Annotated in this window: 5 protein-coding genes; all 5 read right to left on the bottom strand. The window is 56.9% G+C overall.

All coding sequences use genetic code 11. The features are described from left to right. Positions 1 to 65: 65 nt before the first annotated feature. The gene (locus AB5Y86_RS04735; protein WP_368192268.1) at positions 66 to 1,958 is read right to left on the bottom strand and encodes a PTS fructose transporter subunit EIIC; all 1,893 of its coding nucleotides are present in this window, start codon (positions 1,956 to 1,958) and stop codon (positions 66 to 68) included. A gap of 442 nt (positions 1,959 to 2,400) precedes the next feature. After that, positions 2,401 to 4,839 carry a GH92 family glycosyl hydrolase gene (locus AB5Y86_RS04730; protein WP_368192267.1) on the bottom strand — a complete coding sequence of 813 codons (2,439 nt, stop codon included), beginning with the start codon at positions 4,837 to 4,839 and terminating at the stop codon, positions 2,401 to 2,403. 306 nt (positions 4,840 to 5,145) lie between these two features. Beyond that, entirely contained in the window at positions 5,146 to 7,668 is a 2,523-nt protein-coding gene (locus AB5Y86_RS04725) for a GH92 family glycosyl hydrolase (RefSeq protein WP_368192266.1), read from the bottom strand. A gap of 62 nt (positions 7,669 to 7,730) precedes the next feature. Then, positions 7,731 to 10,133 carry a GH92 family glycosyl hydrolase gene (locus AB5Y86_RS04720; protein ID WP_368192265.1) on the bottom strand — a complete coding sequence of 801 codons (2,403 nt, stop codon included), beginning with the start codon at positions 10,131 to 10,133 and terminating at the stop codon, positions 7,731 to 7,733. Positions 10,134 to 10,188: 55 nt separating this feature from the next. Continuing rightward, positions 10,189 to 12,885: a GH92 family glycosyl hydrolase gene (locus AB5Y86_RS04715; protein ID WP_368192264.1), complete on the bottom strand. Its 2,697-nt coding sequence runs from the start codon at positions 12,883 to 12,885 to the stop codon at positions 10,189 to 10,191. Positions 12,886 to 12,984 lie beyond the last annotated feature (99 nt).

The following is a 12,984-nucleotide window of genomic DNA, read 5'->3' as shown; positions in this document are numbered from 1 at the left end:
GTCGATGTTGGCAATAAGAAAAGGGGCCCGTGATAGACCCCTTGTGATGAGCGGTCTGACTGCTATCAGGCGGCGTTTGCCTTGTTGCCCAGCGTGCGGGCCAGCAGTGCTTCCGGATTGTGAATCGCCTCTTTGGTCTTCACATCGATGACCTCGATATCGGTGAAGCGCTCGCGGTTCTTGATCGCCACATCGTGGGCGAAGATGACGCAGCGGGCGTTTGCGACATCCTTGGCGGTGATGCGGTTGATGATGCCGTTGGCGCCCTGGGTCTCGACCTTGATCTTGATCCCCTGCTTGGCGGCAGCCTTCTGCAGGCTTTTGGCGGCCAGGAAGGTGTGGGCAACGCCAGACGGGCAGGCAGTGATGGCAAGTACGTCCGCTTCTCCTTCCGCTTCAATGACTTCGAAGCTGGTGTGGGTGGCGGTCACGTCATCTTCTTCGCTCACCGGCTTCTTCAGCAGGTTGACGATGATGGCGGTGGTCAGGGCGCCGAGGATGGTACCCAGGATGTAGCCCATCTTGCCTTCAACAACCGGCAGGACAATCCAGCCACCCCAGGGGGCGTGGTTGATACTGTGCATCATAAAGCCGGTGATGTTGCCGACGATACCGCCTGCGACGATGGCCGGGATAACACGCATGGGGTCAGCAGCGGCAAACGGGATGGCACCTTCACTGATACCGATCATGCCCATGATGGCGGCCGCTTTGCCGGATTCACGCTCCTCTTTCTTGTAACGCTTCGGAGACATAAAGGTCGCCAGTGCCATACCGAGCGGCGGCACACAGATGGCGATGCCGACGCCGCCCATCAGCCAGGGCTGGGTGTTGACCTGAGTCTGGGCAAACAGGGTAGCAACCTTGTTGACCGGGCCGCCCATATCGAAGGCGGTCATGCCACCCAGAATGGCACCCAGCATCACTTTACCTGAGCCCGCCATGCTGGAGAGCCAGTGGTTCATCCCTTCCATCATGGCGGCGATCGGGGCACCGATCCCCCACATCACGATGCCACACACCAGGAAGGTACCGATCAACGGATAGATGAAGATGGAACCAAGGGAGGTCATGGAGTCAGGCAGCTTGATCCGTTTGAGCTGATTGACCACGAAACCGGCGATAAAGCCCACCAGAATGGCGCCGAGGAAACCGGTTTGATAGTGCTGAACGGCAATCCAGGAGCCGATCATGCCCGGAGCCAGGCCCGGCTTGTCAGCCAGCGAGTAGGCGATGTAGCCACCCAGTACAGCGGTAAACAGGGTCAGACCGGCGATACCCATGGTCGCCATGTCTTTGAGGAAGCCCGCTTCCGGCACGGCGCCCTTGCCGCTCATCATTACCGACAGTGACAGCAGCACACCGCCTGCCACGATGAAGGGGATCATGTGGGAAGTACCAAACAGCAGGTGCTGCTTCATGGTGTTGAGGCGATCCTTGAAGGTGCGCTCTTCGGGGGCCGCCGGGGCAGTGGCTGCCGGTTTGGCGGCTGGCGCCGGTTTTTCCGCTTTCGGGCCTTGCTTGAGCAGGGTCAGGGCTTGCTCGACAGTGGTGGCCGCCTTCATCTGCTCGATAAAGCCCGGCTCCAGCAGACGGGTAGAGAGCTCGGCCAGCACTTCGATGTGGTGGTTGGCACCGCCATCCGGGGAGGCGATCATGAAGATCAGCTGGGTCGGCTTGCCATCTTCGGCGCCGTACTCGATACCCTGACGGCTGACACCGATGGCAATGGCCGGACGGCTGACCGCCTTGCTCTTGGCGTGGGGCAGGGCGACACCCTGCTCGAAGCCGGTGCAGTCCAGCTGTTCGCGGGCCCAGATATCCTTGATGAATTGCTGTTGATCAGACACGGCGCCATCGCGCGCCAGCATCTGTGCCATCTCGTCGAACAGGGCCTCCTTGCTGGTGGCCTTCAACTCCAGGCAGATGAGTCTGCCGTTGGTCATGGTGGGTAACATCTCACTCTCCTTCCCTGTAAGGGCTAAGTCATGCGTTGCGAATTGGGCTCATTATTGCCCTCAAGGGTAGGGTTGGACAGGCGATGAATGTAGCAATAACTGGATTTTTGTTGCATGGTTTTGCTGGTGTGATCCAGCTCGCAAAGTGTTAATCTTTAACTCAATAGTTGTTTTTGTTTAATTAATGGCAGGATGTGACAGTGGTCAAGGTATGACAGAAAAACCCTTGTAATGGGATTTACAGCCATTTTTTGCGGTTTATTGCCCGATTTAAGGCAGATTTGAGAAAAACGGGTTAATGACTGAACTAGGGCTTTCCACTGGAAAATAAAATGGCCCAGCGCTGATTGGATTTTATCAATCCATCTGGCGTGGGCCGTCGGGTATCACAAAGTGACATTTTCGGGTTGCGTGCTGAATGTCACCTCAATGCTATCGATCGTTACTTTTGTGGCGGGGTATCGCCCATCACGAAGTGGAGGTTGCCCCCCTGTACAAACTCCTTGTGCTCGAAGAAGAGACCATCCTTGAGCGGTTTGCCATTGATGGTGACCGACTGGACATAGCGGTTCTTGGCGCTGTTGTTATCGGCGATGATGGTGAAGGTTCCCCCCTTGACCGGGATGGTCGCTTTGGCAAATAGCGGGCGGCCAATGGTGTAGACGGGATCTGCCGCATTCACCTGATAGAAGCCAAGTGCTGACATCACATACCAGGCAGACATGGAGCCCACATCCTCGTTGCCTATGATGCCTGCCGGGGTGTTCGAGTACATGGTGTCGAGTATGTAGTCGACCGTCTCCTGAGTTTTCCAGGGCTCCGATGTCCAGTTGTAGAGGTAGGGGATATGGTGGGAGGGTTCATTGCCGAAGGCCACCTGACCCATCATCCCGGTCATGTCAGCGGTCTCCGACCCCTGACTCTCGGCGGCAAAGGTGGCGTCCAGATTCTGCTTGAAGGCCTCTTCTCCGCCCATCGCGGTTTTCAGACCCTTGATGTCATGGGGCACAAACCAGGTCCACTGCCAGGCGTTGCCCTCGGTATAGTTGCCAGTCTCATGTTCGGTGCCATAGGGATCAAACGGTGTCATGAAGGAGCCATCGATCATCACCGGACGCATGAAACCGGTCACCCCGTACTGGGTATATTCGGCCGTATTGTGATCGAAGTAGCGCTGGTAGCCGTTCGAACGGGCCAGATAGCGCGATTCAGCCGCCGGGTTGCCGGCCGCCTTGGCGATCCGGGCGATGGCCCAGTCGTAGAAGGCGTTCTCCAGACCGTAAGAGACCGATTCGAGGGTGTAGTCAGGGAAGACAGGCTGACCATCGATCCGCTGTACCGCCGGGGCAAAGCCGTTCTTTTCGATGTAGTCGATGTGGTTGGTCAGGGTCTTGTCCAGCACCGCCTTGTCCCACTCGGTCGCCAGCATGGGGTAGTTGGTATAGGTGGAGGAGTCGATGGCGGCTGTGAGCGCCAGATTTTTCTCCTGCGCAGTGAAGGCATCGGGGTATTTGGTGATGGCGTCGGCAATCACCACCACCGCCGGATAGCCCACCATGGTGCCTGTCTCATCCCCCAGATGCTCCCACTTGGGCAGCAGGCCGCTCTCCAGATACTTCTGGAGCAGGTTCTTGGCATATTGCACGGCGCGGGTTGGTTCGGTGATGGTTTTGAGCGGGTGCAGCGCTCGCTGGGTATCCCACAGTGAGTAGACCGAGAAGTTGGGCTGATCTTCGCTTGCCTGGCCATAGTGGATGGAGTAGCTGCCTTCCCCCTTGGCCTGCGCCCCTTTGCCCATGCCGCGGTAGTTGCCATCCACATCCTGATGGACGATGGGGGCGATCTTGGTGTGGTAGAGGGCGGTGTAGAAGATCTCGCTTTGCTCCTTGCTGCCCCCCTCGATGGTGAAATTGAGGGCGTTGGCCCACTTCTCGCGGGCGTTGGCGCGGGCCTCGTCAAACGAAATATCCCCTTCGGCCTGGTAGTTGTTCCGTGCGCCGGTGGCATCGACCGCCGAGAGGGCGACTTTGGCGTTCAGTTGGGTGGAACCGCCCTCTTCAAATTCGACGTAAGCGGTGACATCCGCTTTGGATTTGGCCTTGTGCTCGGCGCTCAAGCCCTCTACCGGCACACCACCAGCGAGGAGGTAGACCCCTTTGATCTTCTTGTCGAAGGTCGCATGGAAGAAGATCTTCTGGTTTTTCGCCCAGCCGGAGAAGTGGGTGGCATCCCGCTCGCCGGTGATGGTGTAGCCATCTTCGCTGACGGTGAGTTTGTTGCGCAGCGAACTCGAGCCCCAGTCGCTGTTGAGGATCGAGTTCAAATCGATCTTCAGCCGTTGGGGTTGCCCCTGCGGATAGGTGTAGCGGTGAAAGCCCACCCGCTCGGAGGCGGTCAGCTCGGCCTTGATGCCATTCTCGGCGATGCGCACCGCATAGTAGCCAGGCTCGGCCTGCTCGGATTTTTTGTCCATTTTGACCGAGATGGCTTTGCGGTAATCATCGCTCTGCTCGATGTATTTGGATTTATCTTCGGTAAAGGGCAGGAACAGAATATCCCCCAGTCCCCCCATGCCGGTACCTGAGAGATGGGTGTGGGAAAAACCGAACAGAGTATCTTTGTCGAAGTGATAGCCGGAGGAGGAGTGCCAGCCGATCAACTCGGTATCCGGCGAGAGTTGCACCATGCCCTCCGGTACCACGGGGCCGGGAAAGGTGTGACCGTTAAAGCCAGTGCCAACGAATGGGTTCACATATTGCAACACATTGGTTGGCGTTGGCTTTTGATCATCGTTATTGGCGCTGCTGTTATCTGAATCGCAGCCGGATAACATGGCTACGGTGCTGGTCAGGGCAATGGCCAGAATATTTTTATTGAACATATGGATCGGCTCCATCGGGTAGGGGTGAGCTGTCAGGATCTATTTTTCTTATGCCGGAGCGATGCCTGAGCAATATTAAGGCTCGGTGCTGTCAATCCCGGCTACCGTTATTATTTCCATGCTCCCAGCTTCATCGACAGAGTAAAAAAGTGTCATTCACTAGACTTTTGTGACAAAGCTGTCTGTTTGTGATCTGCGCCTCATCTGATGCAACATCTCATATTTTTTTGAGGTGCTTGGTGAGTCGACAAAAAAGAGGCCCAAAGGAAGCTTTGGGCCTGAACATATATTGATAATGCATGATGATTATTTATTATCTGAGCGGATAGGTTTTTGCGCCGTCATGATAAATTTCAGTTCACCACCTGCCCGAATATCGCTGTGATTGAACGTCAGGTTTTCCCCCAACGGTTTGCCATTGATGGTGACGGATTCCACATAGATATTTTGGGTGCCATTGTTTTCGGCGCTCACGATGAATTTCCCGCCATCAATATCCATCGTCACCTTGTCAAACAGCGGCCGACCTATGGTGTAGACCGGGACTCCCGGCGTGACCTGATAGAAGCCAAGGGCACTCATGATGTACCAGGCGGACATTTGCCCCACATCCTCATTGCCAATCAGCCCTGTGGTGGTCGGGTGGAAGAAGCTGCGCACCGCCTGATCCACATACTCCTGGGTTTTCCACGGCTCCTTGGTCCAGTTATAGAGGTAGGGAACATGGTGATCCGGTTCGTTCCCCATCACGAACTGCCCGATATAGCCGGTCATATCCCCTTGCGAGGTATCAGCGTTGGAGTTGGCGGTGAAGAGGGCATCCAGATTCTTCCGGAATCCCTCCTCGCCCCCCATCACCTCTTTGAGCCCCTCGATATCGTGGGGAACAAACCAGCTCCACTGCCAGGTGTTGCCTTCGGTAAAGTCCTGCCCCCGGTGCTCGGCCCGATAGGGCCAGAAGATGTCATAACGGCTGCTGTCGTTGGTGTCACAGTTTTGTGGTGGTGTAACGGGGTTGCCGTTTTTATCGATGGCGCAGGAGGGATAATTGTTGACCCAGCTGCCATCGTAATTTTTGGGGCGCATAAAGCCGGTCGCGCCATATTTGCCATATTGCGCCGGGTTGTAGTCAAAATAGGCGCGCCAGGTAGTCGCCCGGGCCAGATAGCGGTTCTCCGCGGATTTGTCGCCAGCCAGGCGGGCCAGCTGGGCGATGCACCAGTCATAGTAAGCGTTCTCGACACCGTACGAGACGGATTCGTTGACCAGCTCATCGTACTTGTCCTGCGCCATGCCGCCCTCTTCCGGCTTGTATTTGACGTTGGCCGGAACATAGCCGTGCTGCTCGGCATACTGACCGTGGCGGGTCATCACGGTGAAGCGCTTGTCACCGTTCCAGGGATCCTGATAGGGCACCCAGCTTTTGGTCAGCTCGAGGTCAAAATTGGCGGAGACGTTGGCCGCCTGCAATGCCAGCTTTATCTCTTCCGGCGTGAATGCATCTGGATATTTGACGATGACATCGGCGATGATGGAGACCGCCGGATAGCCGACCATCTCGCCGGTATAGTCGGAGTGCAGCTCCCATTTGGGCATGATGCCGCCGATTTTATATTTGTTGAGCAGATCGTGCACATAGTCGATGGATCGCTCTTTTTCGATGATGGTCTTCAATGGGTGGGCGGCGCGGAAGGTGTCCCACATGGAGTAGACCGAATAGTTGGTAAAGCCCGGCTTGGCCTGATGCACCTTGCCATCCATTCCGCGATATTGACCATCCACATCCTGATAGACGAAGGGGGCGATGTAGGTGCGATAGAGCGAGGTATAAAACATCGTCTTGTCGGCATCGCTGCCCCCCTCCAGGGTGAACTTATTGAGCACTTTCGCCCATGCCTGTTTGCTCTCCTGCACCACCTGATCGAAGCGGTAGCCATGTTCATCGGCGCGCATGTTGGCCATGGCCCCCTCAATGCCGGTGCCCGAGATCGCCATCTTCATGGTGATGGGCCGTTCCCCTTTGGCAAAGTTGAGTTGGGTCACCACATCCCGTACCCGGGGTCTGGTTTCGCCATACCCGATGTAATCGGCCAACCCCACCTCTGTGTCGTTGCTCAATTTGCCATCGACATAGAGGATCTGCTCCACGAAGGGTTCGGAAAACTCTGCATAGAAAAAGACCGTTTGCCATTGCCCCCACTCGTTGCTGGTTCTGGCCCCCGCAATAGCGTTGTCGCTCACCCGCTTGTAGTAAATGTTGCGGGAGTGGTTGCCGTATTGCTCCAGCAACTCGTGCTGCAGATCGAGCTGGACTTTGCGATCTTCACCCGCCGGATAGCTGTAACGGTGGAAGGCGACCCGCTGGGTGGCAGTGAGTTCGGCCTTGATGCCGGTCTCTACCAGATCGGCCTTGTAATAGCCCACCTCTGACTCTTCGCTCGGCTTGTTGATAGTGACCGGGTCGGTGTTGCTGCCGGTGAAGGGCAAGAAGGCGAAATCATTGAGATCTCCCTTGCCAGCACCCGAGATATGGGTGCTGCTGAAGCCGGAAAGTTTCGCCAGATGGTGGTGATAGTCGGAAGGGGATCCCTTGCCATTCCAGTTGGCCGGATTCCAGTTGTCCGGGCCCGGCTGGATCATCCCTTCCGGCATGACAGGGGCCGGATTGACATTGCCCAGCCCATCGGTGCCGATCAGCGGATCGACATATTGCAGCACCTGCAGGGCATTGTCGGGGCGGCCATTGTCAGTAGTCTCATCGTTTGTGTTGCAGCCATAGAGGCCAAGCAGGGCTGTCACCATGATGGCCAGCTTGTGGGGTTTGAACATCGTAGTTCCTCAAATTCCGGAGATGAACAAGCGGCAAGCCGGGTGGCTTGCCGCTTGTAGAGTTACGGGGTCGGTTGCTGGTTGGTCATCACAAAACGCAGCTCACCACCGGGACGGATCTCGCTGTGGGCGAAGGTGTTGTACTGGTTGAGTGGCTTGCCATTGATGCTGACCTCTTTGACATAGAGGTTGTCCGGGCTGTTGTTCTGCGCTACCACGTTGAACTGACCGTCGGGCAGGTTGATGGTGACCTTGTCAAAGATGGGACGGCCGATGGTGTAGGTCGGGTCGCCCGGGGAGATTTGATAGAAGCCCATGGCACTCATGATGTACCAGGCCGACATCTGGCCGACGTCTTCATTGCCGATCAGGCCATCCGGGGTGGTTTTGTAGAACTCCTTATAGACCCGGTCGAGGTACTCCTGCGCTTTCCAGGGCTGGGCGGTGCGATTGTAGAGATAGATGACGTGGTGTGAGGGCTCGTTGCCATGAATGTACTGCCCGATGTAACCGGTCATGTCCTGATGTGCTTCGCCCCCGTTGGGGTCGGCATTGAACAGGTTGTCGAGCTTGTCGTTCAGTCCCTGCTGGCCACCCATGATCTCGGTCAGCTTGTCGAGATCCTGCATGAATGACCACTGCCACTGCCAGGCGTTGCCCTCGGTGTAGTAGAAGGCATCCGACTTGTAGGGATCGAAATCGGCTGGCGCGTATTTCAGGGCGCACGGGTCGCCGTTTTTCAGCTCGGTCGGTACGAAGAAGCCTTTGCCATCGGCATTGCCAGCCTGGGGATCCCAATGTTTGAGCGAGTTGTAGGATCGTGCCTTGAACTCCTGATAGGTGGTCATGTCGCCCGCGGCTTTCGCCATCTCGGCGATGGTCCAGTCGTAGAAAGAGAACTCCAGCGAGTAGGAGACCGAGTTCCAGTTGGGATAACGGACGCACTGCTCTTTCTCGTGATAGCTGAGCTGACCGGCCATCAGCGAGCTCAGGATGTCGTCATGGATCTGCGGGTAATCGGCAGGCCGGTAGTGGGCCGATTTGACCGAGGCTTCCAGTGCCTCTTGCGCATCGATCAGCCCCTTGGTCACCGCATCGGCAAGGATGGCCGCCGAGGGGTAGCCAATCATGGTGCCGGTTTCCGAGCCGTGGCCTTCCCATTTGGGCAGCAGGCCGAACTCCACGTTGGATTTGCGGATCAGATCCTTGGCGTAGAGAGTCGCCTGCGGCGGGTCCATGATGGTCCACATGGGGTGAACGGCGCGGAAGGTATCCCAGGTCGAGTAGATGGAGTAGTTGGGGGTATCACCTGGTTGCAGGGTGCGCAGGGTGCCCTGCATATCAAGATACTTGCCATCCACATCGTAGAGCTCGATAGGGGCGATCATCATGTGGTAGAGGGCGGTGTAGAAATTGGTCTTCTCGGTTTCCGTCCCCCCTTCGGTTTTGAGTGTTGCCAGCTTTTCGGCCCACGCGTATTCGGCGTCTGACTTCACCTTGGCAAAATCAAAGGTGGGGGCTTCCGCTTCCAGATTCTTCTGTGCTCCTTGCCAGCTCATCGCCGAGATACCGACCCGGATCTCGAGCGGTTGGTCACCCTGGCCAAAATTGAGGTAGGCGGTCAGGTCATCCCCTTGATAGACGCTGTTGGGGCGCATCTCCCGGGTCGGCATCTTGTCCTGCTCGCCCAGCATGGCCCTGGCCACAGGTTGGTTGAATTTGGCGTAGAAGAAGATGTTCTGGCCCTGATGGTTCTGTCCCTGGAACCAGCCAGTGGAGGTTTTGCGGCCACGCAGGGTGTACTCATCCACCACTTCGATTTTGTTTTTCAGCGATTGACCGTTGTTGTTGAGCAGAGTGTGGCCCAGATCGAATTTCACATTGCGATCCGCTCCTTTGGCGAAGGTGTAACGGTGCAAACCGACCCGCTTGGTGGTGGTCAGTTCAACCTCAATCTCCCCCTTGTTCAGTCTGGTTTGGTAATAACCGGCGCTGGCGTGCTCATTGGTTTTGTCAAAGGCGTTTATTTGGGCGTCTGCCATCTCGGCGTAGGGCAGTACCAGAATGTCGCCCAGATCTGTGGCGCCGGTGCCGGAGAGATGGGTATGAGAGAAGCCGTAGAGCGGAACATCGGTTGCGACGATCTCGCCCGTGAGGTAATTGGAAGAGTCCCAGTAGCCGGAGGCTGAGTGCCAGGGGTTTAGTCCGCTCTCGTGATCGGTGTTGGAGCCAATAAAGGTATCCGGCGAGAGCTGCACCATGCCGGCAGGGCGGGTGGCACCGGGGAAAGTGTGGCCGGATGCGGCGGTGCCTATCATGGGGTCAACGTATTTCAGTACCGACAGATCGACAACCGGAGTTACCGGTTTCTCGATAGCGGTAGACTCGCTCTCACTGTTGCAACCGGCGATGCCACCGGTCAGTGCGGCAATCACCGCAAGAGAAAGAAGATTGCACTTGAACATGGTCATTCCATTTTTGAGTGGTGATGGGGGAGGAAGTCCTCCCCCGAACAGGTGATTAACGGGAACCGGCAGGCAGGTCGCCTTCGTGCAGGAAGGTGCCGATACCTTGCGCGGGCGGCAGATCTTCCGGCTGGCTGCCCCAATTCTGGTTGGGGCTATCGCCCATCACGAATTCAAGCTTGCCGCCACTGAGGATTTCCTCATGGGTGAGGTAGCTGCGATTGAACTCGCTGCCATTGAGGCGAGCGGACTGGATGTAGATGTTGTCGCGGCTGACATTCTGGGCCGTGACGGTGAACTGCTTGCCCGCACCCACATCGAGCGAGGCGGTTTCGAACATGGGGGTGCCAATCTCGTAGATGCCGGAGGAGGCATTGACCGGGAAGAAGCCCAGCGCCCGGAACACGAACCAGGCAGAGAGGGTGCCAAAGTCATCGTTGCCACAGATGCCGTCAGGGGTGTTCTTGTAGCAGACGTTGGTGGCTGCCACGATGGCGGCCTGTCCCTTCCAGGGCTGTCCTACGTAGTTGTAGAGGTAGGGCACATGGATATCGGGCTCGTTGCCCTGCACATGCTGTCCCACGTTGCCGGTGTTGAATACCGGGAACTGGTTGTCGCCAGCGTTACGATCCGGATAGGTGCTCCAATACTCGTCCAGCCGTTTGGCAAACAGTTCGCCCCGTTTGGCCTGAGGATTCTGGGTCTGGTCGAACCGGGTCATCAGATCGACCAGGCCATGAATGTCATGTTGAACGCTGAAGGCGTATTGCCAACCGTTGGACTCGGCGAATGACCAGTTGAACATGTCGGGGCGCCAATCCTTGCCCACTGCCCGGCCGGTTTTCGGGTCTACCCAACCGGCATCAATGAAGTTGCCAGCGTAGTCGCGGGCCTTGAACCACCCCTTGTACTGCTTGCCGCCAAAGTCAAACTGCGCCTGCCAGTTCTTGGATCGATCGGCAAACTCCTGATAGCGGGGGTCACTTTCGCCAAATACTGCCTTGATCGATTGGGCGATCGCCCAGTCATTCATGGAGTACTCCAGCGAGTAGGATGAGGTCCAGGCATCCTTGAAGGGGGAGTGCGATTCCCAGTCATTGCCCGGCGGAGTGTCATGCAACTGGGCAGGCACATAGCCTTGCTGCTCGTACTCCTTGATCCAGGCAACCCCCTGGCTGGTGGCTGCGTGGGCGTCGGTGATCATGGCGGTCACCAGTCGTTCCTTGATCTCCTGACGTTCCGCATCACTGAAGCCCAGCGCGATCATCCGTCTGTCCAGCGAGCCTTTGGAGAGCACGTCGTGGATCACCGGCGTGGAGTGCATCCCCATCATCATGCCGGTCTCGTTACCCTTGAAGGTCCACTCCGGCAATCTGCCCTTGTGCAGGTTGCCCAGATCGTCCATCCACTCCTCCTCGGCGTAGGAGAGCATGGAGAGCGCCACATCGGCGAGGCGATCCGGCTCCAGCAGTGACGAGAGGGGTTGTACTGCGCGGTAGGTGTCCCACAGGGAGAAGGTGTCGTAACGGGTAAAGTCCGCTTTGCCATCCCGGTTGGCATCGGCGGTGCGAACCGACTCCTTGAGGGTATCGATCTGCTCGCCCCACGGTGTGTTGCCATCCGGATAGGCGTTGCGCCCCTGATGCACCTGGCGGTAGCGTCCGTCCAGATCAGAGTGAATGGTCTGGCCCAGATAGGTGTGGTAGAGCGCGGTATAGAAGGTCTGTTTGTACTCATCATCCCCACTGACCCGGATCTTGCCCAGCTCCTTTTCCCATTTTTGGGTCGCAGCCTGACGGACATCGTCAAACGACATATTGGCCACTTCGGTCATGTTGAGTGAGGCGCCAGCGTTGCCATTCCGGCCGATCTCGACGTTGGAGAGGGCTACCTTGGCCTCGATGACCAAGCCCGCCGCCGCGGTATCAAATTCCACATAGGCACGCGCGTACTGATATTTGCCACGGGTCTCGTTGCCGATCTCGGTGGTGCCTTCCGGCAGGTCCAGATAGCGGTTTTGGTCTTTGTCAAAGTAGGCGAAGCGGATGTTTTTGATGGGCTGGTCGAACTCCATCACGAAGAACTCTTTCTGGCTGGGGGCCCAGCCGTCAGAGAAGCGATGACCCTCGATCCGGTTGTGGGTTTTGTCCCATTTCAGATAGGAGTCGGAGGTGTAGTCCCAGTTGACCTTGAAGCCGAGGTTGACCACGATTTCCGATTTTTTATCTTGCGGGAAGGTGTAGCGATGAACACCCACTCGATCCGAGGCGGTCAGCTCGGCCTTGATCCCGTAATCCTTCAGATTGACCTTGTAGTAGCCCGCCGTTGCCTCTTCATCCTTGTGGCTGTAGCGGGAGGCCTCCAGATTCAGTGAGGCCGACCCCTCGTTCAGCATGAAATTGGAGCGTGAGTTGATCGGCATCACCAGAATATCGTTGAGATCTCCAGCTCCGGCCCCCGAGAGGTGAGTGTGGGAAAACCCGGCGAGGCGGTTGTCGTGGTAGTAATAGCCGGAGATATATTCCCAGCCATTGGCCCCATTATTGGGCGACAGTTGCACCATGCCATGCGGGGTAGTGGCACCAGGATAGGTGTTGCCCAAATTACCTGTGCCGATGAACGGATTGACGTAACGGGAGACGTTAGTCTCTTTATTGTTATCGACAGCGGTATCCGAGTCATTTTGACAACCGGATATACCAACCAGGCCAGCCAGTACGGCACACGCGAGCAGGGAACGTTTCAGTTTCATATTTGTCGCCACAGGTTAATGAAAGTAGGGTATCGAACGTATCAAAACAGGTAATGCAGAACGCCGGGCCAGCCAATAAATATCTGCCGAATGAGAGAG

It is taken from the genome of Aeromonas sp. s8 (genome assembly GCF_040907785.1).
GTDB lineage: Bacteria > Pseudomonadota > Gammaproteobacteria > Enterobacterales > Aeromonadaceae > Aeromonas > Aeromonas veronii.
The sequence above is the reverse complement of the archived record's forward strand: the minus strand, read 5'-3'. Positions and strand labels throughout refer to the sequence as shown.

What these genes read in the sequence shown, in the direction of transcription:
- AB5Y86_RS04735 (WP_368192268.1), bottom strand. Translation starts at nt 1,958, where the DNA reads ATGTTACCCACCATGACCAACGGCAGACTCATCTGCCTGGAGTTGAAG.
- AB5Y86_RS04730 (WP_368192267.1), bottom strand. Translation starts at nt 4,839, where the DNA reads ATGTTCAATAAAAATATTCTGGCCATTGCCCTGACCAGCACCGTAGCC.
- AB5Y86_RS04725 (WP_368192266.1), bottom strand. Translation starts at nt 7,668, where the DNA reads ATGTTCAAACCCCACAAGCTGGCCATCATGGTGACAGCCCTGCTTGGC.
- AB5Y86_RS04720 (WP_368192265.1), bottom strand. Translation starts at nt 10,133, where the DNA reads ATGTTCAAGTGCAATCTTCTTTCTCTTGCGGTGATTGCCGCACTGACC.
- AB5Y86_RS04715 (WP_368192264.1), bottom strand. Translation starts at nt 12,885, where the DNA reads ATGAAACTGAAACGTTCCCTGCTCGCGTGTGCCGTACTGGCTGGCCTG.